This window comes from Aureimonas glaciei (assembly GCF_014643375.1).
In the GTDB taxonomy this organism is placed as follows: Bacteria; Pseudomonadota; Alphaproteobacteria; order Rhizobiales; family Rhizobiaceae; genus Plantimonas; species Plantimonas glaciei.
Genome location: NZ_BMJJ01000009.1, coordinates 56,742 through 81,151 on the forward strand (window position 1 = coordinate 56,742; position 24,410 = coordinate 81,151).

Below are 24,410 nucleotides of genomic sequence, written 5' to 3' on the forward strand. Positions count from 1 at the left end.
TATCGACGCCCCGAAGCCCAGGCGTGATCTCGCGCCCATCTCGAGCCGGCGGGTCATACCGCATAGACCTGATAGGACCAGGCGCCGGGATAGCGGACGTACCGATCGGGCCCGGTCTCGGCGAGCGAGCGCACCCGCGTCAGGGCATTCAGCGCCGTGTCGACAACCCAATGGCGCGCGTCAAACAGCGGCCCGTGGACGAATTGGCTACGCGATCCCCAGCCGCCATTGTAGTAGGCGACACTGCGCGTGACGGCGTAGGTGGTCTGGACCAAATAGTCCCGCACCGCAAAGAAGGCGGGCAGGACAATGACGTGCTGCCCCGATGACAGGGTGCGGTCGGGATTGCCATCGTGGGGCGGCGCCGGGTCGAGGTAGTACCCGCTCGCCAGCAGTGTTCCCGTGAAGCCCCAGTCGCTATCGAAGATCTTGCCCTCGTCGGGCATGGAGGGGCTGGCATTGTTCCCCGCCTTCGACACCAGGACGCGGCCGGGCGTGATGAGCGTGCGAACGGCCATCAGCTGTTATCGCTCATGGAGATGTAGCCGCCGCCGTTGCCGTTGATGACCAGCTGGCCATTGGTCGACTGCAGGACGTTGAAGTAGGCGACGTTCAAGCGCACCACTCCGCCCGAAACGATCAGAGGCGCGACTGACGTGACCCCGTCAGTGACGATGAACCGGCTGGCGAGGTTGACGATCCGCCCTGTCCCGTCCTGCATCGCGTCCCAATAGGTCCCGGTTTCGACGAAGCCGGTGCCGGTCGAGGCGCGTGCGAGGATGGCAATGCGCGAACTCACCCCGCCGGGCGCAGCAACTGCCTGAAACCGGATCAGACCGGAAGCGAAGGCCCCGGCGACCTCTGCGCTCACGCCAAGGATGGCCTCGGCATTGGCCGAGGTCTGGCCATTGAGAGTGCTCACCTGACCGCTCAGCGACGAGATGGAAGTGGCCTGCCCTGCATTGACGCCTTCGACCCCATCGATCCGGGCGTTGGCTGTCGTGACCGCGGAGGAAGTGGACGACAGGCCGGACTCTGTCGCTGCTACGCGCGTCGTCAGCGCCTGCGTCGCTAAGGCATTGCCGGCGACCCCTGCCTCGACGCTCGCCAGCCTTGCCTCCGCCCCGCTGATCCGAGACGCCGCCGCCTCGTCTCGCGACACGGATGCGACATCGATCTGAAAGGTGCGAGCGTTGGCCAGGCGGATGGAGTTCATTGCGCCGGCGGTCCCGGCCGCAATGTCAGCCGCCAGCAGATCGAGGGAGGCGTGACCTCCAGCTTGTCGAGAGCGAAGCCAGCGCTCGACCTCTCTCCGGAACGGGGAGAGGTCGAGACATCGAGATCAGCTCCTGAAGAAAGCCAGCAGATCGGCGTTGATGGCGTCCGGATTGGTCGCAAACATGCCGTGCGGGAAGCCGGGATACGTCTTCAGGATGCCCTTTCTCAGCAGCTTGGACGACAGCAGCGCGGTATCGGCGATCGGGACGATCTGATCGTCCTCGCCATGCATCACCAGGACGGGGATCTCGATCTGCTTGAGATCCTCGGTAAAATCGGTTTCCGAGAACGTCTTGACGCAGTCATAGTGCGCCTTGAGGTCGCCCATCATCGCCTGACGCCACCAGTTGTCGACGATGCCCTGCGAGGTCTTCGCGCCCGGACGGTTGAAGCCGTAGAACGGGCCGGCGGCGAAATCGCGATAGAACTGCGCGTGGTTGGCGGCCAGACCGGCGCGGATGCCGTCGAACACCTCGATCGGCAAGCCGCCGGGGTTCTTCGCCGACTTCACCATCACCGGCGGGATCGCGCTCATCAGCACCGCTTTTGATACCAGGCCGTTTCCGCCATGCTTGGCCACGTAGCGCGTCACTTCGCCGCCGCCGGTGGAGTGGCCGACATGGATCGCATCCTTCAGGCCGAGATGCTTGACCAAGGCCGCGCAATCGTCGGCATAGGTGTCCATGTCGTTGTTGACAGGCGACGGGCTTGAACGACCGTGGCCGCGACGATCGTAAGCGATGACGCGAAAACCCTGCGACAGGAAGTACAGCATGGTACCGTCCCAGTCGTCGGCGCTCAGCGGCCAACCGTGGTGGAAGACGATCGGTTGACCTGTACCCCAGTCCTTGAAGAAGATTTCGGTGCCGTCCTTCACGGTGATCGTGTTCATGCCGCTCACTCCTTGCTTTTCTGTTGTTTTGGGTGCCGCCTTGGAATCCCTGGCCAAGCCCGGAAGGGCTATGGCCAGCCCGGCAGCAGCCGCCGAGCCGATGAGGATGTCCCGGCGCGTTGTGCCGCTCTGTTGCCGCTGGTTCTGAGTCATGTCCGTAGCTCCGAGACGAGGCCGATGCCTCTTGGATTAGGCGCGTGCTGCATCGCCGCAAACAGCCTTTTCAGACATAATTCGAGCCGAAACCGACAAAGACCGCTTATTGTCGACAACAGAAAGTATGCTGTATAAATAGCCATTTTTATTGATACCGATACGAAGATGACTAAGTTATATTTTCTATTTACAAATTTCATGCCGGCTGTATAGGTAGTATGTGCTGCTTATTACTTCAGGAAAGTGCGCAAGAAGATGTTGAAGCTCGAAAAGCCGCATGAAATCGGCCTCCTGATATATCCCGGCGTGCAGATGTCGGCGGTACACGGGCTGACGGACATGTTCCACTTTGCCGACAGGCTCGCCCGCGAACGTCTCGGCGCGACGGAGGCCGTTATCAGGCTCAGTCATCTCAGCCCCCGTGACAGCATCGAAGCGAGCCGGGTCTACGACACGGTGCCCGACGCCGGGGGATCCCCCAGCTTCATCATCATGGCCCCATCCATCAAGCGCCCCGGTGACGAAGGCTACGAGCCGAGCCTGGTCGACTGGTTGCGCGAACAGTATGCGCAGGGCACCAAACTCGCGTCTGTCTGTGGGGGCGCCTTCCTGATGGCGCAGACCGGCGTCCTGAAGGGCCGCGCCGTGACCACGCATTACACGCTCGTCAGCGATCTCGTGCGTCGCTTTCCCGGCATCTCGGTCGATCCGGATCGACTTTTCATCAACCACGGCGACGTCATGACGGCGGGCGGATTGATGTCCTGGACGGATCTCGGACTGCATATCATCGAGCGAACGCTCGGCCCCGTGGCGATGGCAGAGACGGCGCGGTTCATGGTGCTTGACCCGCCGGGGCGTGAGCAGGTGTTCTACAGCGTCTTTGCGCCCAGGCTTGCGCATGGGGACGACGCCATCCTCAAGGTTCAGGACCGACTGGCGAAGAATGGCCCGCGTGACGTTACCGTATCGGCGATGGCGTCGTGGTCTGGTCTTGAAGAGCGGACGTTCATGCGCCGCTTCATCAAGGCAACGGGCTTGAGGCCGAATGATTATTTCCAGCGATTCCGCATCGGAAGGGCGCGGGAGATGCTGTCGCTCAATCGCATTCCCGTCGAAAGGGTGGCATGGGCTGTTGGCTATGATGATCCGGCGTCGTTTCGCAAAGTCTTCCTCAAGCTGACGGGACTGACTCCCAGTGGATACCGCAAGCGCTTCGGGGTTGGTTAGCCCTCGGTCGCTCCGCGATAGACCCCACGGAATGGCGGGCAAACCCCCATGACCGCAAATCGTGATGGCTCTCATCAAATTGCCTCCCCCCAACCACACCTGGGGATTACTTGGTGATTTGGGCGTCGCCGAAAAGCTTGCGGTCGAGCGCCGCGATGACGACAAGCCCGTGATCGCCGAGGCCAAGCTTTCGGCAGAGACCCATGGAGACGAGATTGTCGCGCCGAACGCCGGTGTAGAAGCGATGGACCCCGAAACGCTCGGCGATCGACGTGAGCGCCAGCGCTCCAAGATGCACAGAGAAGCCACGTCCGCGCATGTCCTCCCGTGTCGCCAGCATGCCCCACCAGGCACTGTCACCGAAGGGGCTCTCTGGATGATGCCTGGCCACGGCTCCCGAGCACGAGATGCCGCGGCCCTGCGGATCCAGAAGCAGATACGCGACGCTGTTGCGCGTCAGACCGCGCAGAGCCATCCCTGCAGGCGGGAGAACGCCGCAGGACAGGGCGAGGTCGACGAACTGCCGGACTTCCTCGGCGGACGATTCCGGGCCGATCTCGCAGATGCGATACCCGTCTGGCAGCCGCGCCTTGGCAAGAATGTCGCGGCTGATGCCAACCGACGTCTCGGCCCCCATCAGGTGTTCCCAGCGATCGGTGCTGAAGCCTTCAGCGTTTAGAGCGGCGGTCACCTTGTCTTCGTCGGATGCCTTCACGAAGAAGGAAGCCGATCCGCCCTGTGCGACCACCAGCGCCTTGGAGAGGTCCACGACGGCAGGGCTTGCCCCGTCCAATGCCACACAGCGCCCCTCATACGCGAACCGGGAATCGTCCGAGACAAGCTGCCAGAGAGCGGCCGCTCTTCGCTGCATCTCTTGCTGCGCCTCGGATCCGAAAAAGATGTCGGTTGTCATTTCCAATCCCCACAATTGAGACCAGTTGCTGAGGAGCCGACGTGCTCGACAAGAACTGGAATTACAGATTTTCCGCGCGTCGCTTGAAACGAAAACCCGCGCAAAATGCCAGCAGGCGGCAGACGGCGGCTACCTGTCAAAGCTCCAGATAGGTCTGGCCGATGACGTCGTGCGTGGCGTCCGTGCTCGGCGGATGGAAGGGGCCGGAGCGAACGTCGCGATACAGCCGCTCCAGCTCGAATTTCTTCTGCAGCGAGGACGCGCCAACGATCTTCATGGCGAGATCGACGACATTCCGGGCACCATCGACAGCGTGCTGCTTGGCCGCCAGAAGCTTTGCCGGCCAGGCTGGGCCGTGATCGACACCCGCATCCCACTCCACCGCCACCCGCTCCAGCAGGGCCCAGATCGAGTCGAGCTGAATGGCGGCCTGAGCCACGGCCAACTGCGTGTGGGTGCTGTGGGCGTAGGTCTTGCCGCCGAGCGCGGGCGATACCCGATGTCGGGCATTGGCCACAGCAAGGTCGAAAGCGCGCTTGGCCATCCCGTAGTAAACGGCCGCGATCGGCGGGATTGCCGATGCGAAGATTGCGTCGGTGAACGGATCGGAGGGTAGCCCGGCAGGCAGGACGCGGACGATAAAGGGTGCCTTTGCCGTAACGCCCTCGAGGATGGTGTCGTCGCTGCGCGTCGCTCGCACGCCGAGCGTGTCCCACGTCTCGTTGATATGGAAGCCGGGGTCCTGCCTCGAGATGAAGGCGTGGACGATCTTCGGCCGCGCCGGATCGGAATCGTCCTGCGCGTGAAAGCCGAGCCAGTCCCAGGCCGGCGACAGCGATGTGAAGATCTTGCGTCCCGTGAAACGGTAGGATCCGTCCCCGAGCGGCTCGGCCTTCACGAGCGAGCCGGCAAGTCCGAGGTCGTTTCCGGGCTCTCCGTGACCGGCTGCGAACACCTTGCCGCGGCGAGCCTCCTCCAGAATCCAATCGGTGCTGTGATCGCCCCGCCGCCAGAGATGGGTAGCGGCGCCGATCCAGTAGAGGTGCATGTTGATCCCCAACGCGGTGGCCGGGGCGTGATAGGCGAGTGTCGCCTGCTCCCGAAGGATCTGCGGCAGGGACAGGCCCCGCCCGCCGAACTCGGTCGGCAGGTTGGCCATGAGATAGCCGGCGGCTTTCAGCTCCTTCAGATCCTCATGGAAAAAGGCGTTCTCCCGATCGTAGCCCGCGGCACGGCCCGCGATGCGGCCCAGCACAGCCGGCCCAAGGAGGGTGCCTTGCAGGACCTGCCCCGCAGAGGTGGAGGTCGGTGCCTTGATGGTGGCGGTCGCTTGATGCATCTGCATGCTCCTGGACGATGGACGCTGATGGCGGGAGGACTGCTCGTCGGCACGTCGCTGCTGAAGATCGTCCTGGGTGGGCTTTCGAATTCCAGACTTTGGAGGCGCTGGTCGCTTTTCCCGATGAGGCGGGGAAAGCTTGCCCGCATTGCTGGCGGGCTTCGCCGACCCTGCGGCTCGCGCTCGCCAAGCGACGCGGGCTCGAGGTGGCAGGTCGTGGAGCGGCCTAGATCAGGTGCACCTGCAGTGTGAACAGGTAGCCGACGCCGCGCTCGGTGGCGATCAGCACGGCGCCGGGCATATGAACGGCAAGCTTCCGGCGCAGGCGCATGACCACAACGTCGATGCTCCGGTCGAACACTTCCTCATCATGTATCCGGCTTGCGTGGATCAGCCGTTCGCGGCTTAGCACCTGTTGCGGAGCCTGCAGAAAAGCGGTGAGAAGATTGAACTCGCCGGTCGTAACCCTGACCGAGAGGCCGCTGGGGGCCAGCAGTCGGCGGCTTCGCATGTGCAGCTCCCAGCCGCCGAATTCGTAACGCAGAGAGTCGGGCCTCGGCCCTAAGGTCGCAGGCCGTTCGGCGCGGCGGATGTTGGCGCGGATTCGGGCCAGCAGTTCCCGCAGGCCGAAGGGTTTGGCGAGATAGTCGTCGGCGCCCAGTTCCAACAGCAAAACAGTGTCAGCCTCTTCGTCCAGATCGCCGGTAACGATGATGGGCGCCGCCGACCGGATACGGAGGTCCCGCAGCAGCCGGAGCGCAGGATCACCATCACGCTGGAGGCCGACGATGAAGAGATCGACATGGCGGGACGCAAGGAGGCGGTCCAGAGTGGCGGCATCGCTGGCGGGACTGACGTCGAACGCATGACTTGAGAGGTAGTCGCGCAGGAACTCGCGGCTGTGGCGGTCCTCGTCCACTAAAATGACATGCTTGCGCCGCGGCTCGACAAGCGCGCTGGGGACGGACCCTGTTCGCAATGGAATGCGAAAGACTTCATGGGACATCTGCATCGCAAATCATTCCGTTCCTGGGGCGACCGATCGTGCAGGCTCTTCGTCTGCAGCCGGTGTCCGATCGTCCATCAACCGTGGAGCATTTGTACGCGCTCACCTGCGGCGGGGCTTTTCCCTGGCTGCGGAGCTTTTGTCCTTCATTGCTGAACGCGTTCAACGACAAGTATGGGGCTGACAGCTTTGCCCGAGGCCTTTGAAAAGCGCGGCATTAGGTAGCAAAAGCCACCAAATGGACTTGGCGGAGGCCGCTCGGATATGGCTGACCTGGGATTGCGGACGGTCCTCTCATGGACAATTAGTCTGCAATAGCCGCCGACAGGATATGACTGCTGAGCTCGATCTATCGTTGCACGCGGTAGTCTGTTGGCGCGGCACCCAGGAGTCGCTTGAACATCGATGTGAACGAAGCCGGGTTCTCGTAGCCGAGATTGAGGGCGATGCTGGTCACGCTGTGGCCCTCGGCAAGTTGCGGAAGCGCCGACATGAGGCATGCCTTCTGCCGCCATTCGACGAAGCTGCATGCGGTTTCCTGCTTGAACAATCGCGTGAATGTCCGACGGCTCATCCCCAGTTCGTCGCTCCAAGCGCTAATCGTATCGTGGGGTGACGGTCTCTCGAGAAAGTCCCGGCACTTTCGGGCGAGGCGCGGGTGTCTTGGAAGCGGCAGCGAGAGAGGCAGAGGCGAAAGCTCCCGCAACTCATGAAGCAGCAGGTTCATCAGAGCGCCATCGCGGCCATCGCGGTCATACTCCGCGGGGATGCTGGGCGCCGCTATCAGAAGGCTGCGAAGCAGGTCCGAAACGCCCACGACTTCGCAGCGGTGGAACTGGCCGGGTAAAACCGCCTCGTCGATATACAGACTGCACATCGCGACCGGACCCAGCATTGTCACGGCATGCTCCGTACCCGCCGGAATCCATAAACCGCGCTGGGGTGGCATCATCCAGGAGCCATCGGGTGTGGAAACCAGGACGACGCCGGATGAGCCGTACAGGAATTGCGCGCGTCGATGGCGGTGTGGCGTAGCCTCATACCCATCGGGATAATCGATCCCAAGCACGAGAACGGGGCGATCCACGTCCCGATCTGAGGGGGAAATATCCGGATCGTGCCTTTGGCCCACTTGCATAATAATTCAGCCTACCAGCGGTGGCAGGCCACAGGCAATGGGCAGAGATCATGGTGCAGGGACGCCTCGACGTTCGTTGAACCGGCTGGGATCGCCATGACCCATACCACCCTCCGCGATAGCACCTCTCTTCCCTCGCAACGATCCTCTTTCCGTCGTGGGGCCGCGCACTCGTTCGTGCAACGGATGCTGCTCTGGATCGAGCGCTCGCGGCAGCGCGTCGTGCTTGCCGAGCTGGATGACGAGCGCCTCCGCGATCTGGGCCTCTGCCGAGGGGATGTCGCGCGCGAATGCGCGAAAAGGTTCTGGCAGTAGGTGGGCCACTGATTGTCAGTTGTCGATGAGCCGGATGTCTGCTGGCGATCGTTGGGGCAGTAGGCGGGCGGAGGCAGAGTTGGGTCGAGGCCTGCCGTTCGTTGGTGGCATTTGCTGCCTAAGCTACCTCGGAATTCTATGCTCGCTGCCGCTTTTGACTGGCTCAATCGATAATAGGCCGTATAGTGGGCGACAGTTCAATCGTATAATATAGCTATGTGACGGTCTTCGGCCGTTGGTTGATAGTCGCACTGATCAGCGTAGAGATCGAGCCACTTACCGGCCGTCCCACCGTTCGGAAAGCGATGTCGCTTGGCATTCTGCCACCGGATTGCCAAAAGGGTGCAGTCGGAAACTTCGAAGAGCTTGTTGGATATGATCCATGTCATGGCACTTAGCGCGAATACACCGAGAATTACACTAAATGCGAATTTGGCAGAATGGGTCATTCGTTTGCCGCCGCGCCTCGCTCCTCCTTGAGGACAGACTACCCGCTAGATAATCTTGTGCAAATCCGCGCGTGATTGGCTTGGCCGGTCAAGAGAACGCACTTGCACGCTTGGATGCCGCCAAGCGCTGACAGACCCTAGTCCTCGACGACAAATTTCACGCAGTCGCTCGGAGTCGCCAGCCGGAATCACAATCCGCGTGTCGGGGGTTCAAGTCCCTCTCCCGCTACCATTTAACTTTTCGAAATTATTCGAGAATAACGCCGCCATCACGATGCGCATGGTGGCGATTGTGCCCGATGCGTCCACTCGTGCCAGGTTCGTGTGCCACTGACCTTTTTGCGGGTATGCGCACAAGTGGCTTCGTTCGAGTCAGTAGGGGCGCGATTCGCCGCCTCACAACCCGCGTTCCGGCTTTGCCAAGTCAGTGAGGATAAAGACGCGATCGGGCCGAAAGCTGCCTCTCCACTTCCGGCGCTCCGACGAAGATAGCTGTCATTCCGCTCACGCCCTTCTGGACAATCCGAGAGCTACAACTCGAACCCTTGGCTGGGATGGGCGCGATGTTAACCCGGCGCTTACTTCCGGAGCGGCGCTCACCGCCCCGGATGCCAGCGTGCGATCAATCTCGACGGAACGAAGGCGCCATTGCCTTCACCTCAGCCCCATCGTCTCCCGATACCCCTCCAGATACTCCCGCTCGGCCTCGCTCACCCGGTCCATGCCGTTCATCGCCCGGTGCCAGAGCGGCACGATCGCCGGTGGCCTGCCGGCCTTCTCGATGCGCTTGGCCTGATCCTGCGAAAGCGTCAGCTCGATCGAGCCGAGATTGTCGCGCAGATGCGCTTCGCTGCGCGCGCCGAGGGCGATCGAGTGGACGCCAGGGCGCTCGCGCAGCCAGGCGAGCACCACCTGCGGTACGCTGCGGCCGACCTCGGCGGAGACCTCCTTGAGCACGTCGATCACCCGGTAGAGCCGCTCGGTGTCGACGATGTGCGGCTCCGGCCAGTCGTTGCCCTGGCGGGTGCCCGGCTGCGGGCCGTTCTTGCGGTCGATCTTGCCGGTGAGGAGCCCCTCGCCGAGCGGGCTCCAGACCTGCGTCGCGACGCCGAGATCACGGCCGGCCGGGATGATCTCGTATTCGGCCTCGCGGGCCTCGGGCGTGTAGTTGAGCTGGTGGGCGACCGGCGGCGTCGCGCCGAGCATCTTCGCCGTCAGCACGGTCTTGGCCACCTGCCAGCCGCCATAGTTGGAGACGCCCCAGGAGCGGATCTTGCCGGCGCGGATCAGGTCGTCCATCACCGCGACGGTCTCTTCCACCGGGGTGACGCCGTCCCACTGGTGGATCCAGTAGTGGTCGATCCAGTCGGTCTGAAGCCGCTTCAGGCTCTCGTCGATCTGGCCCAGGATGTGGGCGCGGGATGCGCCGGCCATGTTCGGCCCCTCGCCCATGGTGGTGCGAACTTTCGAGAAGATCAAAAGGTCGTTCCGCCGCCCCTTTACCGCCTCGCCGACGACCTTTTCGGAGTCGCCCTTCGAATAGATGTTGGCGGTGTCGATGGCGTTGACGCCGGCGTCGCGGGCGATGTCGATGAAGCGCTTGGCCTCCTCGACGCCGACATTGCCGGTCTTTTCGAAGCCGTGGGTGCCGCCGAAGGTGACGGTGCCGAGCACGAGGGGCGAGACCATCATGCCGGAATTGCCGAAGGGGGCGTATTTCATGTCGGACTCTTTCGCTGGATGTCGGTTCGGGTTGCGGATGCTTCGCTGCAGCTTTGCGGGCAACGCGAACGGCCGCCGCGGGTTCGATCCTTTCATCGCCTCAGTCCTGCCGCTCGCCCCGTGCCAGGACCGCGCGAGGTCCGGGAGGACAGGACCTGTGCGCCATCTGGACAGAAACGGGAACCGCAAGCAACGGGAGGTCGCCGGCTTCAGCTTGGCCTCCTTGGGGCACTTCCCGCCGACGCAATGTCTGCTGCATTCGGCCTTGGACAAGCGCTTTGCCGCACGAACTGAACCGGGCCATTTGAGGATGGCTCTTCACGGACATTCCACGTCTGGAACCCTCCGGCAGCGGATGTGTAGTCCTCCTGTAGAAAACGAGTTCCTCCAGGAGCGATGAGTGGCAAGACCCGGAAAGGCCAGGGATAGCGGTCCTCTGATTCCCGAGGGGACCAGCGTGCGCGAAGCGCAATGGCCTTTCCCTGTGGCCGCTGCGATGGGGTCGTCCGTTCGGTTCAAGGGCATCGACCGCGAGGTGCGGTTGCGCCTGCCGTTTCCGGTGCGAGCCTACCTGGCCTCCGATGCCGCGGTTTTCACGCTGCGCATGCCCGACGATCAGGAGGGTGCTTTCCAAGCTGCCTGCGAAACGATCGAGACCGTCCTCTCTGGCATCGACACCCTCCCGGTCTTACCCAGCGAGGCCGAGGAGATTCTGACGATCCTGCCACGCGAGCGGCTGAAGTGGACGAAGGACGGGCGCCTGCTCAGCGCCGGCACGAAGACCGTCAAGATGCGGGGCCGCGCAAAAGCGGTGACCTTCCACGTCCACGACCCGCGCCACATCGAGGACGTGCTCGATCGGGACATGCCCACCGCGTGGCGAGAAGCAGACGCCGCCGAGACGGCGGAGAACAGGCGCAAGGGTGCGGGAAAAGCAGCTCTGACAAGATCGGGGAAGAGCGGGCCGAAGCTGCCGACAGCCCGGCGATCAAAGCGGGATCCAGAGGCCGTGGACCTGGCGGGTTGGCGGGAGTTCGACGCAGAAGGATTTCTTCGGTGAGCTCCCAGCCTGCAAATTGGATTTGCGTCCACCTCCGCGTGTCTTGTGGCTATCCAACCTGGACTTCACCTCGCGCTCACTTGCGGCCGATCACGGTACTGGCCATGGCGTTCCTGTGCGATCGGCCATCTCCGCCATGTTTCTCCGCGATCAGCAGCCAGTAGCGGCCTATGCCTCTGATGGTTCTATCGAGTTTCTGTGATGAGAAAGTCCGGAACATCGACTTATCCGGTGTCCAAGAACTCGTGATGGACTGGCGGACGACGCCATTGGAACGCCCATGCAATAACGCGCTGGTGGAATGCCAGGGTTTTCATCGCGACGGCAGTCCCGTTGAGCAAACCTGGCGCACGTCCATCGACGGCTTTTCATGGCTGCCGCCGGGCGAAAGCACTGGGCCGCGAGATCTGTTCGAGCGCACCTATGATGCAGAGCGATATGATCTGAGCCGAACGCGCTGCCGCCGCGCGCATGCGGCCCTTCGCGAGGCACCGGAGGCAGTCTCCTCTTTTACCGACAGCGTGCGGCCCGATACCGGTCCCGTGCGGTTCCGCGTTAACAATGGTACCGCGCTCACGCTCACGGCCGTGCTCTTCTCCTGCAGGCAGGACGACACTATTCGCGTGACCTTCCTGACCAGCCGATGTCGCATTGAACTTCAAGCTGGAGCCCGACGGCACGATCGAGCTGATCAGCGAGCGCATGTGCACCGAAATCCGCAACTGCCTCGTCTGCTCGGTCGATGCTCACTGAAATTTCGCGCCTGGCGCAACGCAGGCGGCCTGTGTTCCGCACGGACATTAAGGCAGCGCGATCTGCGGCTGACACTCCCAGAACCCGGGCCCTTCACGCACGTTGTGCGGCGTTGAATTTGGTTCCGCGATCCAGAAATGACCTTATTCCGACCAGCTGCCATCCACATTGAGAACACGCGTCACGGTGATGAACGGCCTCCCTCAACAATGGAAGTGCCCCACCCGATGAAGCTACTGCCGATGTCCGCTGCCGCTCTTGCCCTCTGTCTCTCCACCTTTTCCGGCAGTGCCGTGACATCGGCTAACGCAGAACCCGCGACCGTCAGGACAATTTCCGGCCCCGCTTCCTGGTATGGCCCAGGCTTCCATGGCCGCAAGACGGCCAACGGGGAGCGGTTCAATCAGAACGCGCTGACCGCTGCGCACCGCACATTGCCCTTCGGCACCAAAGTGCGCGTGACGTGCAAAACATCCGGCAAGTCGGTGACCGTGCGCATCAACGATCGAGGACCGTTCCACGGCAACCGCGTGCTCGATCTCTCCCGCGGGGCGGCGAGTAAGATCGGGATCATCGGCTCGGGGGTCGGCAGGGTAAAAATCGAGGTCCTCGCCTGACGCGAGCCTTCGGCTTTCCGCGAGGCAATGCGGACTGCGGCGCAGGTAACGGCCTGCCGCCAGCGACCGCGCCAAAATCGCAAGGGTAGTGACTGTGTCAGGCCCCCTTTATCCGCAGACGCCGGACGGCAGATACTGTGTGGTTCGGGGGCGTCTGTGGCGGAAATCCAACCCCAGCCTCAGTGCCGAGACTCAAGGCACTCTCGTCAGCGAACTGATGGCGGCCCGTCGTGCAGTCCGCGATGGAAAAGGTGATCCGGCTGCGATCGCAGCGGCGCGCCGCCGCGTTGACGATGCAAAGGTGGCATTGGGGGAGCGCGGGCCGGTTTGGTGGCAAGACGGTGCACCGGACTACAATCGGCGCATGGCTTTGAACACGCCTTACGCGGACTGGTTTTCACGTCTGCCGTGAAGCGTCCGCCCTTTGCGTATCGAGCACCCTCCACCGTCGCGCCGTGACTGACCGTCATCACGCGGCCAAGGACTTTCTCACGGCTTTCCGTCGGTACATGTCCGCGTCGGCGATGTCGAAGAGTTCGCCAAACGAGATACCGCCGGTCCACATCGCTGACCCGATGCTGGCCCCGACCTGCACCCCGATGTCCGACATGCTGAGGGCGCGATCCACAAATCGTCTCAAGGCCTCCACCTTGCCGTTTAACTCGGTCTCGGTGGCGGCGGTGACGCGCATGGCAAATTCGTCTCCGCCAATACGAGCGACAGTCTCATTCTCGCGCGCCGTCAGTTTCAACAGAGAGGCGACATGCCGAAGAACGTCGTCGCCGCGGCGGTGTCCATATCGATCGTTGATCGGCTTGAAGCCATCCAGGTCGATAACGGCGATCCCAAACCCGCGCCTCGTGTAAACGGCCTCCGCCATGCAGTCCTCGATATCGAGCTCGAAGCGGGCGCGATTGGCCAGGCTGGTCAACGGGTCCTGGAACGCCTTCACAAGGAGATCGTCCTCGGTCTTTTTGCGTTCCGTAATTTCGACGGCAATACCAACCAGCTGCGTAACATCGCCAGATTGGGGATCGATTACCGGGGTGAGCGTGGTGCGCCACCATTGTGCTTTGCCAGGAATATCGAGCATTTCGTCATACGAATGCACCGCCCTCTTCCCGACGCACTCTGAGAAGCGCGCGGTCACATGAGCCACGACGGTTTTTGGAAGGCACTCCGTTAGCGGACGACCAACCACTTCGGCAGCGGTTTTGCCGATTGCCAGTTCCTCTGCGTGGTTGATCGCTGCAAGCCGAAACTCCCCCCGTGCGCTGACGTTGACGACAAAGGCCGGTACTCCGATCAGATTTATTTCAACACTGAGCATTTACGGCCTCCAAGGGGATTTACGGTGAGCGACACACCCTCAAGAGCTGGTTAACATTGCGTCTGCGACGGACAGGATTACGTAGCTGGGCAAGGATATCGACATCCATTGCGGCTGGATCTCACACCGACTGTTCGCCTGGAACAATGACGGCGGAGAACGTGCTTCGCCGGATTTGCTCCCCTTTGGACAGGACCAGGTCGACAGCCTCGGCAATGCTGATCTTCCGGTTGTTGAACCGGCGTTCCAAAGGCGTCTCTTTCGCAGCACCGAGTGACACCAACCTGACATGCCGCACGTTCGCCTCCTCGTAGCGCCTCAACGCGTGGAGCTGAGCCGCCCGGGCGGCGGTCAGCTCGACCAGGTCCTCGAGGCGACCCCGTGCGGCAGCGAGGTCTTTCACGACGAGCCCATCGTGGAAATCCCGGCCGACCACATATTTGGAGGGAAAGCCGAGCGCCCTGACTTGCTCCAGGGGGAGTGGCTCTCCCGATCGCACGAGGGCCTCGACGACCTGGTTGTAGCTCAGGCCATTTCGAAGGAACTGCGCCGCTCCTAAAGCGAAGCGCTCGATCAGGTCCTCCCGAAACATGCCGGAGCGACGAAACCGCTCTTCCAGATCCTCCACGGTCGGAAATGCGTCAGGAAGAGCTTGGACATCCTCTTTCGCGCGCATGCCTGTCATCGATCCGCGATTTTCAGGCGCTTGACCGAAGATCCACGAAAAGAGGCCCATGTCGTATCCACGATTGTCTGCGGCTGGCGTGCGCCCACTCTCGTCGGAAATTACACCAGTTGTGCGCGAGACGAAAAGATCGGGCGGATCTCGATCGTCCGCCTCCGAACCGGGGATCAGCGAAACCCGCCCTCCGCCTTCGGGCCCTTCGCAGGCGTCTCGAAACGATGCGCGTTCAGCATGCGAGACGCGCCCGCTGAGCGAGCGGTATGGTCGTGGTGCGTCGACGGGGATCGGCAGATCGGCCCGAACCCGCACGCGGCTTTGCTAGAGAGCGTTGCCGCCCGAGCGAAAAGAATAATCAGCGTCCGGCAGCAGACGATAGAGGATGGCAAAGACGAGCCCGCAGATCAGCCAGGCGAGGACGACGTCGGATAGGAAATGTCCGCCGAAGGCGATCCGGTTCAGCGACAACGCTCCGGCGTAGACGACAGTCGCGGCTGTTGCCGCCAGCCTGATGGGCGGAGGGGTGACGAGGGCTGCGGCGACGAGCCAGGCCGACGAGGAAGCCTCTCCGCTCACGAACGAACAGTTGCGATCGCACCCATCGCTGATGACCCAGACCAGTTGGTGGACGGCGTCCCCTCCAAAGACGTCCACATGGACGGGGCGGGGTCGGCCCCAGTGCGCCTTCAACAGGCCGTTCACGATCAGGCCGGGACCGAGCGCCAGTCCGGCCAGCAGCCAGACCGGCGTCCGCATCCGTGACCAGGCCAGGCCGCCATGGAGGGCATCCCAGAGCGTTCGGCCGAAGATCATCAAAATAACCCCGGCCAGGGCCCAGGGAGAACTTCCGCGAAGCCATTGCAGGTTCGAATCGCTGGACGAGACGAAGCCGTCGCCGGGGCTGAAGAACCAGCCGCTCACGATCAAATCGATCTCTGGAGCGAACCAGAAAACCATGCTGGTGAGCCAAATGGCGATGAGGAACGCGATAATCAGACGGTCCGATTTCGCGCTGGATGAAACGGCGTGGGATAGGGATGCGCTCATGGCCCGGCGCATGCGCTGGCCAGCTTGCAGAAAACTTGCAGATTTCGAACCCTGCCAAGGGTTCGACGAAGCCGTCGGAGTTGACCCGCGTCGGTGCTCGTCAGCTTGGCTCGCGCGTGGCGACCCCTCGCCGCCATCACGCCGGAGGGCTCATATTGCGACTGCTTTGAGAATTCCGGGTGGCGTCACCCGCCAGATCCGGCCCGCGGTCATCGGCATACTGCCGACGCCTGCTCGGTCGCCGCGTCCCTCCGCCGACCGCGCCGAGATCTCCGACGACAGCAGGCCGCGAACGCGCCTTGGACCGGAATCGAGAGATTGACCGCGCCAGCGCTGGGTGACAGGAAATTCGGAGGCCGGCGGCGCTCGAAAGGGCAAGCGACATCATTGCCTCCGGGCGACTTGATCTCGGAGCGCCCGGGCGACCTCGTCGGGATACGCACAGCCCCGTCGGCGGAGCGAGAGCTTCCTGTTGACCAGCCGACGTCAGTGTATGGAGAGGCGCGATGCGAATTCTGCTCGTCGAGAATGACCGCCTGCTTTCCGAGGCCCTGGGGCGACGGCTGAGCGAGGCGGGTCATGCGGTCGATGTGTTCGCGACCGTCGCGGACGGCGAGGCGGCTTGGAGACTGGCGCCCTACGACCTCTGCATCGTGGACGTCATGCTCGACGATGGCGATGGGCGGGCACTCGTCAGGTCCGCCCGTGCCGCCGGTCTTCGGACGCCGACCTTGATGCTCACCGCGCGGGACGAGATCGGGGACCGGGTCGCGGGATTGGACGCGGGGGCCGACGACTATCTCGTCAAGCCGTTTGCCACCGAAGAGCTTCTGGCACGGTTGAGGGCGCTGCGACGACGTTCCGCGGAAATCACGGCGGCCGAGTTGCGTCTCGGAAATCTTCTCTACGATCCTCACAGCACGAGCCTGACGGTGGCCGATCGAGACGTCAGGCTGACGGCTCAGGAATACGCCGCCCTCGACAAGCTGATCCGTGCCGGCGACCGCGTGACGCCGAAGCGGATGCTGGGCGAGCATCTCTATGCGCTGCACGAGGACTGGTCGGACAACGCGGTCGAGACCCTGATCCACCGGCTTCGCAAGAAGCTCTCGGATGCGGGGGCAACGGTCGAGCTCAAGGCGCTGCGGGGCCTCGGCTACATCCTGTGCGAGACCCGATCATGAGACGGGCCTATCGCCTCGATGTGAGGCTCGCGGTCGTCGTGACCCTGATGTCCGCGTTGACCCTCGTCGGTGCCGGGACGATCCTGTCCATGGAGTTCACGCGCGGCCAATTCGGGATAGAAGAGCGCGGGCTCTCCACTCAGGTCGAGGAATGGGCGGGATTGCTTCGGCGCGATCCTGGCGGCACGGTCGTGTTCGACCGCCCGGCCGAGCCAACACTAGAGGTTGACCCCCCTTATACCGGACTCCTGTCAGGCGCACGACCGGTCTACGGCTACACCGTCACGGATGCGACAGGGGCGGTGCTGGATCGCTCCGACGCCAATGCGCCCGCCGGACGCCCTGGACCAGCAGGCCCGGAACCCGTTATTTTGATCGGACCGACGCTCGAGGGTACCGGACCCGTCCTCATTGCCGAACTTTTCGTGCCGGAGTTCGGGGCATGGCTGCGGCTGGCCCGATCGCGTTCAGATGTCACCGCTTTGACCAACACTTTCTTTGCCCAGTCTCTCGAAGAGCTGGGCTGGGCGGCGCTGGCCATGCTGTTCGTCATGGTGATCACGGCCGTGAGCATCGTTCGCTTCAGTCTGCGAGGACTGCGGCGCGTGGCCGCGCAGGCCGAAAGGATCACCTTCGACAATCTGGGGCAGCAGCGACTTTCCGGCTCGTCGGCCCCTGCGGAGGTTCAGCCGTTGATTGCCGCCGTCAACCATGCCCTGGACAGCATCCGGACCGGTGCCGTCGCCCAACGCGACTTCTCCATCCATGCCGCCCACGAACTGAGGACGCCGCTGGCCGACCTCAAGCTGCGGCTGGAAAGCCTTGCCTCCGATCCCGACCGGGATGCGGCCATGCAGGACATCGATGCCATGGCCCGCCTCATCGAGCAGCTGCTGCACATCGCCCGGCTGGACGGCAGTACGGTCTTCTCCCTGCAATCGCTTTCCCTCGGCGAGACCGTGGCCCAAATCCTGAATGAGGCGGCCCCGCGGCTCGTGTCCGCCGGATGGTCGCTGGAGGCAGAGGGCCTGGACTTGCCTGTCCAAATCATCGGCGACGCGACGCTGATCGCCCTGATCCTGCGCAATCTCCTGGACAATGTCCGCAAGCACACCCCTGCCGGCAGCAGTGTTAAGGTCTCCCTTGCCGACGACGGAACGCTGCTGTTCACCGATACGGGTCCAGGACTGCCCGGCTTTCCCCGTTCGAGCTTTGCACGCTTCGTCCGGGGCAATGACGATGCGCGTTCCGGAAGCGGGCTCGGACTGTCGATCTGTGAAACGGCCATGCGGCGCATGAATGGCACCTTCAACCTGCAACCCGCAGGGAGCGGCGCAGCCTTTCGCATGACCTTCAGGTTGGACCAAGGTCCTGATTGAGGACGAACAGATCGAGCCGTCGGTCGCAAGGCCGCGAACGCCCAGACAACCTTCCGGCGCTATGAGTTTTTCCCAGCTCTTGCCGACAGCCGAATGCCCGATCGTCCAAGGCGTCATTCGAGTTGAGCGCGCGATTGTCGACGATTTCATAGACAACGAGGATTTTCTGACGCAATCAGGCTAGGGGCCTATTGTCGGAAAGGTCGACGGCGCGCCCTGACTGATGGCACCTCCGCTTCCGTCGAGGCCGGTCTGCCGCTGCCTTTCTGATCGTCACGGCGGGATCGGTGATCCCCGTCGGCGGCTCGCCGCTCGCGCGGGCCGCGCCACCATCCAGCTCTCGAGGACACGCCGATGACGCCGACCCTTGCCATCACCATCGGCGACCCCGCCGGCATCGGGCCGGAGATTGCCCTGAAGGCCGTCCGCGCCCTGCAGCCGCGCCTCGACGCCGGCGAATTCCGCCTGCGGCTGGTCGCCTGCCCCGCCATTCTGCAGCGCATCGGCGGCATGCTGGGGCTCGCCGTGCCCGAGCTGACGCCGGAGGACGACCCGCAGCCCGCCGTCGGCATCTGGGCGATCGGCGGCGACCCCGGTGCCGTGACCATCGGCGAGGTCTCCGCCGAAGGCGGCCGGCAGGCCTATGACGCCATCGCCGAGGCCGTGCGGCTGGCCATGGCCGGCAAGGCCGCGGCGATCGTCACCGCGCCGCTCGCCAAGGAATCGCTGCACATTGCCGGGCATCATTTCGCCGGCCACACCGAGCTCCTGGCCAAGCTGACCGGCGCGCGCGACAGCGTGATGATGCTGGCGCACGGCGATTTCCGCGTCAGCCACGTCACCACCCACATCGCGCTCGAAGACGTGCCGAAGCGCGCCACGCCCGAGCGCATGCGCCGGGTCCTCGACCTCACGCTGGCGGCGCTGCGCGATCTCGGCCTTGCCGATCCGCGGGTCGCCTTCGCCGCGCTCAACCCGCATGCCGGCGAGGGCGGCATTTTCGGCCGGCACGACATCGACCTCACCGCCCCCGTCGTCGCCGACTATGTTTCGCGCGGCGAAAAGGTCTACGGGCCGATCCCGGGCGATACCGTCTTCGTCAAGATGAAGGCCGGCAATTACGACTGCGTCATCGCCATGTACCACGACCAGGGGCACATTCCGGTCAAGCTGCTCGGCTTCCAGGTCGATCCGGCGACCGGCGCGTGGCTGGCGCTGAGCGGCGTCAACATCACGCTCGGCCTGCCGATCATCCGCACCTCGGTCGATCACGGCACCGCCTTCGACATCGCCGGCCAGGGCATCGCGCACGAGAGCAGCCTGATCGAGGCGATCGACTATGCCCTCACTCTGGCCCTGACGCGCCGGTGACGGCCGGCTCGGTCTTTGCGGCGACAGACGGGTTCTGCATCGTCGCCGACGATCTGACCGGCGCGCTCGATACGGCCGGCAGCCTCGCCTCGCCGTCGCAGCCGTTCGAGGTTCCGCTCGGCGACGCGCCGCCCCGTGGGACGCGCATCGCCCTCGACACCGACAGCCGCGACCTCGGCGAAGACGAAGCCGGGCAGCGCGTCGCCCGCGCGATCGAGGCTTTTGCCGGACGGGACGGCGCGCTCGTCTTCAAGAAGATCGACAGCGTCATGCGCGGCCACCCGGTCGCCGAAACCGTCGCGGCCCTTCGCGCCGGCCGGTTCGACCGGGTGCTCGTCGCGCCGGCGTTTCCGGCGCTCGGCCGGGTCACCCGCAACGGTCGCCAGTTCGTCCTCGGCACTGAGGGCGCGTGGGCGGTCGGGCCGTCCCTGCCGGAAGCGTTCGGCGCGCACGGACTGTCGGCGATCCGGCTCGGCGACGCCGATCGGCCTGGCGCCGTCTACGTCGTCGATGCCGAGGACGATGCCGAGCTGCACCGCGCCGCCCGGTCCATCGGCGCGCTGGGCGGGCGGACGCTCTATGTCGGCAGCGCCGGGCTCGCCCAGGCTCTCGCCGCGGGTGCCGCCGCGCCGATCGACGTGCCGCGCCTCGATCTGGCGATCTGCGGCACCGCCCACCCCGTGACCCTCGCGCAGGTGGAAAGCCTCGCGCGCCTCGCGATCGCCGTCGAGCCGATGACGGGCGGGCCCTTGCGACACGCCGGCTTTCCCCGTGTGCATATCGCGCCCGGTGGGGTGTTCGACGAAGGTGCGGCACGCCGCTTGATCGCGCAGTCACTGGCAGCGTTGACGCGCGAGGGTCCTGCGCCGCGGACGGCGCTCGTCACCGGCGGCTGGACCCTGCGCGCCCTCCTCCAAGCGGCCGACGCCGGCAGTCTCGTCTGCCTCGGCCTGTACCGGCCGGGAATTCCCGTCTCCCGGGTCGTCGGCGGCCGGTGGCATGACACGATGATCGTCTCGAAGTCCGGCGGGTTCGGCGAGGCCGGTCTTCTGCACGCGCTGTTTCAGCCGGCGCCGGAAGCGGGCGCCGCGTAGAGAGCGACGCGGAACCCCGGTTTCGAACGCAGGCGTCGCCCCGGCAATGACGGCCCGCGGGCGCATTGGGCACGGGCATCGGGCTCACCGTCGGCGCCAGGCGCCCCGAGACCACGTCGTGCCGCCTCATCGCCGAGGCGGTCTGCCTTGCCGCGGCCGCCGGTTCGCCGACCGCCGAGGCGGGCTAAGGGGTCTCCGCCAGAACGCCCGACGCGCCGAAGAAATGCGCAGCGGCGTTGATGTCGGCCTGGATCGCGGCATCGGCGGCGTCGCCATCGCCCGCCTCGATCGCCCTGACGATGTCGTAGTGATGCCGGATCATCGTCTCGCCGCCGAGTTCATAGACCGAGGCGATCAGCGGGCCCATTCTCAGCCACAGGCTCTGGATCATGCCCTGCAGCACCGGCATGCCCGCGGCCTCGGAAATCTGGAAGTGGAACTGACGGTTGAGGCGCACGGCCGCCGCGACGTCGCCGGCCGACCGCGCCGCCTCGTTCTCCGCCATGATCCGCTCCAGGACGAGAAGGCCCGGCCGGTCGCCGGCCTCGGCCGCCCGTCGCGCTGCCAGCCCCTCCAGCCGCAGCCGGATCAGCCGGACCTCGTCCAGCTGCCGGGCCGTCATGCGGGGAACGCGGATGTCCTTCGGGCCCCGCCATTCCAGCGCATGCGCCTCGACCAGGCGCAGGATGGCGTCGCGTACCGGCGTGACGCTGACGCCGAGCTGCTCGGACAACGTGCGGATGCGCAGCTTGTCGTCCGGCTTCAGCGTCCCCTCGCTTAAGGCCCGGGCGATCTGGGCATAGACGCCTTCGTAGAGGCTGCTGCGATCCATCGGCTGAAAGTCGTTCATCGCCCTCCGGCTCCTTTTTGGCGCGTCTTTGGCAGCCGGGCGCCCCATCCTCGCCGTCCGGCGCCGGATGGCGTGAGACGACGCCGGCATCCCCCCCAAACGTGGCCTGATCTTCGCATCTGGCCGATCTTGACGCATGATGCATCAGAAAGCTAGGTTGGTGCAGCGGCGTCGCTGGGCGTCGCTCCGATCTCCGACGTTCCGGGATTCTCGATGCCCCCAACCGCCACCGCCCCGGATATCCTCAACGCGCAGTGGGAGCCGTGCCCGATCCCCGAGGTCGAGGCGCTCGCTTTGGCGGTCTTCGGCAAGGCCGGCACCGCCAAGCGGCTGACGAGCGAGCGCGACGAGACCTTTCGTCTGTCGACGGCGGCGGGAAGCTTCACCCTGAAGATCGCCAATCCGGTGGAGGACGTGCGCGCTTTGGCCTTCCAGAGCGCTGTTTTCCTGCACCTGGCGAAGACGCAGCTGGCGGTTCCCGTGCCGCGCCTGGTGCCGACCCTCGGCGGCGAGGCCAGCCATGCCCTGGAAGTGCCGGGCGGCAGCCGCGTGGTGCGGCTCCTGACCTATCTCGACGGCGACTTGCTGGGCGCCACGCCGGCCGGCCCCAAGCTCTGCCACGATCTCGGCCAGGCGCTCGGAAGCCTGTCGGCAGGGCTTGCCGGCGCCACGGCGCGGCCGCCGGCGGGCAAGCTGCTCTGGGACCTTTCGCACTTCCACGAGCTCGCCGACCGGCTCGACTTCGTCGCCGCCGAGCGGCGGCCGCGGGTCCAGGCGGTGCTCGACGCCTTTTCGAGCCGCGTCCTGCCCATCCTTGCCGATCTCCCGGCGCAGGTGATCCACAACGATTTCAATCCCTACAACATCCTCATCGATCCGGATGTCCCCGACGCCGTCGTCGGCATCATCGACTTCGGCGACATGGTGTTCGGCCCGCGGGTGAACGACCTCGCGATCGCGGCGGCCTATCATGTCTGGAGCGAGGACTGGGCGGAAAAGCTGTCCGCCCTCTTGCGCGGCTTCGGTGCCGTCGTCCGGCTGACGCCGGCCGAGATCGAGGTCCTGCCGACGCTCGTCACCGCGCGGCTGGCGATGACCGTGATCATCACCGAATGGCGCGCCGCGCTGCGACCGGACGAGGCCCCCTACATCCTGCGCAATCACCGCTCCGCCTGGCTCGGGCTCGCGCGCCTTGCCGAGGCGTCCGACGCCGATCTCCGCCAGCTCATCCACGACAGTTGCAAGGTCTAGCCTCATGACCATGGTCAATGCTTTCGGCGCGGACGATTTTGCCCGCCTCAGCCCCGCCGAGCAGGCGCTCATCGCGCGGCGCGAGAAGGTGATGGGCCCGGCCTACCGGCTGTTCTACGAGCGGCCGATCCATTTCGTCCGGGGCGAAGGCGTGTTTCTGTTCGATCCGGACGGCAACGCTTTTCTCGACGCCTACAACAACGTCGCCTCGCTGGGTCACGGCCATCCCGCCGTCGTCGAGGCGATCACCCGGCAGACCGCCATCCTCAACACCCACACCCGCTATCTCCACGAGAACGTCATCGACTATGCCGAGCAGCTGACGGCGACCTTTCCGGCCTATCTCAGCCAGGCGATGCTGACCTGCACCGGCAGCGAGGCGAACGACCTCGCGGTCCGGGTGGCGCGCTCGGTCACCGGCGGCACCGGCATCATCGTCAGCAGCCTCGCCTATCACGGCGTGACCGCGACAGTGGCCGAGTTCTCCCCCTCGCTCGGCGAATCGGTCAATCTCGGGCCGCATGTGCGCACGGTCGCACCGCCCGATCCCTACCGCGAGACACCGGAAGAGGCGCGCGATCGTTTCGGTCGCGACGTCCAGACGGCGATCGACGATCTCCGGCGGCACGGCATCAAGCCGGCGCTGCTGATCGTCGACACGATCTTTTCCAGCGACGGCGTCGTTCCCGAGCCCAAAGGCTTTCTCCAACCGGCGGTCGAGGCGATCCGCCGGACCGGCGGGCTGTTCGTGGCCGACGAGGTACAGCCGGGCTTCGGCCGCACCGGCGACACGATGTGGGGTTTCGAGCGTCACGGCGTCGAGCCGGATATGGTCACGCTCGGCAAGCCGATGGGCAACGGCTATCCCATGGCCGGCCTCGTGGTGAAGCCGGAGGTGACGGCCGAGTTCGGCCGCCGCAGCCGCTACTTCAACACCTTTGGCGGCAACCCGATCGCCGCGGCGGCGGGGCTCGCCGTGCTGAAGGTCCTGGCTGAGGAGCGGCTGCAGGACAATGCCCAGGATGTCGGCGCCTATCTCCGCGCCGGGATTTCCACGCTCGCCGGAGAGTTTTCCTGCATCGGCGACGTCCGCGGCGCCGGCCTGTTCATCGGCGTCGAAATGGTGAGCGACACCCAGGCGAAGACGCCGGACGCCGCGATCACGACGCGCCTCGTCAACGGCCTGCGCGAACGGCGGGTGCTGATCAGCGCCTCCGGCCCGCACGCCAACGTCCTGAAGATCCGCCCGCCCATGGTGTTTTCGCGCGGAAATGTCGACACGCTGATCGAGGCGATGCGGGACACGCTTCAGTCACTGTGAGCGACGGGCACCGCGGCGCGAGTCCCATGCCCT

General features: G+C 64.6%; 22 protein-coding genes. 10 read left to right on the forward strand and 12 right to left on the reverse strand.

The window, feature by feature from the left end; genetic code table 11:
- Positions 1-53: 53 nt before the first annotated feature.
- From IEX88_RS17665 to IEX88_RS17675, 3 genes are all read right to left on the reverse strand, one after another.
- On the reverse strand, positions 54-518 hold the full coding sequence (locus tag IEX88_RS17665) for a hypothetical protein (protein ID WP_188853200.1): 465 nt from the start codon (positions 516-518) through the stop codon (positions 54-56).
- Positions 518-1,216: a hypothetical protein gene (locus IEX88_RS17670; RefSeq protein WP_188853201.1), complete on the reverse strand. Its 699-nt coding sequence runs from the start codon at positions 1,214-1,216 to the stop codon at positions 518-520. Before IEX88_RS17670 ends, IEX88_RS17665 begins: the two co-directional genes overlap by 1 nt.
- A 126-nt stretch (positions 1,217-1,342) precedes the next feature.
- Positions 1,343-2,170: an alpha/beta fold hydrolase gene (locus IEX88_RS17675; RefSeq protein WP_244640342.1), complete on the reverse strand. Its 828-nt coding sequence runs from the start codon at positions 2,168-2,170 to the stop codon at positions 1,343-1,345.
- A gap of 399 nt (positions 2,171-2,569) precedes the next feature.
- On the opposite strand from IEX88_RS17675, the gene IEX88_RS17680 reads away from it, so the two are divergent.
- Positions 2,570-3,556 carry a GlxA family transcriptional regulator gene (locus IEX88_RS17680; protein WP_244640293.1) on the forward strand — a complete coding sequence of 329 codons (987 nt, stop codon included), beginning with the start codon at positions 2,570-2,572 and terminating at the stop codon, positions 3,554-3,556.
- Positions 3,557-3,662: 106 nt separating this feature from the next.
- Here the strand turns inward: IEX88_RS17680 and IEX88_RS17685 are convergent, their stop codons facing one another.
- From IEX88_RS17685 to IEX88_RS17700, 4 genes are all read right to left on the reverse strand, one after another.
- Positions 3,663-4,469 carry a GNAT family N-acetyltransferase gene (locus IEX88_RS17685; RefSeq protein WP_188853205.1) on the reverse strand — a complete coding sequence of 269 codons (807 nt, stop codon included), beginning with the start codon at positions 4,467-4,469 and terminating at the stop codon, positions 3,663-3,665.
- 136 nt (positions 4,470-4,605) lie between these two features.
- Positions 4,606-5,808, reverse strand: a complete 1,203-nt coding sequence (locus tag IEX88_RS17690; RefSeq protein WP_188853207.1) for an acyl-CoA dehydrogenase family protein — start codon at positions 5,806-5,808, stop codon at positions 4,606-4,608.
- A 226-nt stretch (positions 5,809-6,034) separates the two neighbouring features.
- Positions 6,035-6,820, reverse strand: a complete 786-nt coding sequence (locus tag IEX88_RS17695) for a winged helix-turn-helix domain-containing protein (RefSeq protein ID WP_244640295.1) — start codon at positions 6,818-6,820, stop codon at positions 6,035-6,037.
- 343 nt (positions 6,821-7,163) lie between these two features.
- Positions 7,164-7,901, reverse strand: a complete 738-nt coding sequence (locus tag IEX88_RS17700; RefSeq protein ID WP_244640296.1) for an AraC family transcriptional regulator — start codon at positions 7,899-7,901, stop codon at positions 7,164-7,166.
- A gap of 147 nt (positions 7,902-8,048) precedes the next feature.
- On the opposite strand from IEX88_RS17700, the gene IEX88_RS17705 reads away from it, so the two are divergent.
- Positions 8,049-8,267 carry a DUF1127 domain-containing protein gene (locus IEX88_RS17705; protein WP_188853210.1) on the forward strand — a complete coding sequence of 73 codons (219 nt, stop codon included), beginning with the start codon at positions 8,049-8,051 and terminating at the stop codon, positions 8,265-8,267.
- Between the two features lie 1,103 nt (positions 8,268-9,370).
- Here IEX88_RS17705 and IEX88_RS17710 read toward each other — a convergent pair.
- Positions 9,371-10,438, reverse strand: coding sequence for an aldo/keto reductase (locus IEX88_RS17710; protein WP_188853213.1), 1,068 nt, complete (start codon positions 10,436-10,438; stop codon positions 9,371-9,373).
- Positions 10,439-10,895: 457 nt separating this feature from the next.
- On the opposite strand from IEX88_RS17710, the gene IEX88_RS17715 reads away from it, so the two are divergent.
- Both IEX88_RS17715 and IEX88_RS17720 read left to right on the forward strand, forming a co-directional pair.
- Positions 10,896-11,498, forward strand: a complete 603-nt coding sequence (locus IEX88_RS17715) for a hypothetical protein (RefSeq protein WP_244640298.1) — start codon at positions 10,896-10,898, stop codon at positions 11,496-11,498.
- Positions 11,499-12,478: 980 nt separating this feature from the next.
- Positions 12,479-12,868: a septal ring lytic transglycosylase RlpA family protein gene (locus IEX88_RS17720; RefSeq protein ID WP_244640299.1), complete on the forward strand. Its 390-nt coding sequence runs from the start codon at positions 12,479-12,481 to the stop codon at positions 12,866-12,868.
- Between the two features lie 469 nt (positions 12,869-13,337).
- On the opposite strand, the gene IEX88_RS27080 is transcribed toward IEX88_RS17720, so the two are convergent.
- The 3 genes from IEX88_RS27080 to IEX88_RS17735 form a co-directional block, all read right to left on the reverse strand.
- Complete coding sequence (locus IEX88_RS27080) at positions 13,338-14,198, reverse strand: sensor domain-containing diguanylate cyclase (protein ID WP_188853222.1); 861 nt, start codon at positions 14,196-14,198, stop codon at positions 13,338-13,340.
- A 121-nt stretch (positions 14,199-14,319) separates the two neighbouring features.
- On the reverse strand, positions 14,320-14,934 hold the full coding sequence (locus IEX88_RS17730) for a hypothetical protein (protein WP_188853224.1): 615 nt from the start codon (positions 14,932-14,934) through the stop codon (positions 14,320-14,322).
- A gap of 267 nt (positions 14,935-15,201) precedes the next feature.
- Entirely contained in the window at positions 15,202-15,927 is a 726-nt protein-coding gene (locus tag IEX88_RS17735; protein ID WP_188853226.1) for a phosphatase PAP2 family protein, read from the reverse strand.
- A 506-nt stretch (positions 15,928-16,433) separates the two neighbouring features.
- On the opposite strand from IEX88_RS17735, the gene IEX88_RS17740 reads away from it, so the two are divergent.
- From IEX88_RS17740 to IEX88_RS17755, 4 genes are all read left to right on the forward strand, one after another.
- Complete coding sequence (locus tag IEX88_RS17740) at positions 16,434-17,111, forward strand: response regulator transcription factor (protein WP_188853228.1); 678 nt, start codon at positions 16,434-16,436, stop codon at positions 17,109-17,111.
- Entirely contained in the window at positions 17,108-18,490 is a 1,383-nt protein-coding gene (locus IEX88_RS17745; protein WP_188853230.1) for a sensor histidine kinase, read from the forward strand. The genes IEX88_RS17740 and IEX88_RS17745 overlap by 4 nt, the downstream gene beginning before the upstream one ends.
- A gap of 354 nt (positions 18,491-18,844) precedes the next feature.
- Positions 18,845-19,861 (forward strand): 4-hydroxythreonine-4-phosphate dehydrogenase PdxA, encoded by a 1,017-nt coding sequence (gene pdxA / locus IEX88_RS17750; RefSeq protein ID WP_188853232.1) that lies wholly within the window; start codon positions 18,845-18,847, stop codon positions 19,859-19,861.
- Positions 19,858-20,955, forward strand: coding sequence for a four-carbon acid sugar kinase family protein (locus IEX88_RS17755; protein ID WP_188853234.1), 1,098 nt, complete (start codon positions 19,858-19,860; stop codon positions 20,953-20,955). The genes pdxA and IEX88_RS17755 overlap by 4 nt, the downstream gene beginning before the upstream one ends.
- Positions 20,956-21,139: 184 nt before the next feature.
- Here the strand turns inward: IEX88_RS17755 and IEX88_RS17760 are convergent, their stop codons facing one another.
- Positions 21,140-21,805 carry a GntR family transcriptional regulator gene (locus tag IEX88_RS17760; RefSeq protein WP_188853236.1) on the reverse strand — a complete coding sequence of 222 codons (666 nt, stop codon included), beginning with the start codon at positions 21,803-21,805 and terminating at the stop codon, positions 21,140-21,142.
- A 213-nt stretch (positions 21,806-22,018) separates the two neighbouring features.
- On the opposite strand from IEX88_RS17760, the gene IEX88_RS17765 reads away from it, so the two are divergent.
- Together IEX88_RS17765 and IEX88_RS17770 are read left to right on the forward strand one after the other, a co-directional pair.
- Positions 22,019-23,056, forward strand: a complete 1,038-nt coding sequence (locus IEX88_RS17765; RefSeq protein ID WP_188853238.1) for a phosphotransferase — start codon at positions 22,019-22,021, stop codon at positions 23,054-23,056.
- Between the two features lie 4 nt (positions 23,057-23,060).
- The gene (locus IEX88_RS17770; RefSeq protein ID WP_188853240.1) at positions 23,061-24,377 is read left to right on the forward strand and encodes an aspartate aminotransferase family protein; all 1,317 of its coding nucleotides are present in this window, start codon (positions 23,061-23,063) and stop codon (positions 24,375-24,377) included.
- The last annotated feature ends 33 nt before the right edge of the window (positions 24,378-24,410 follow it).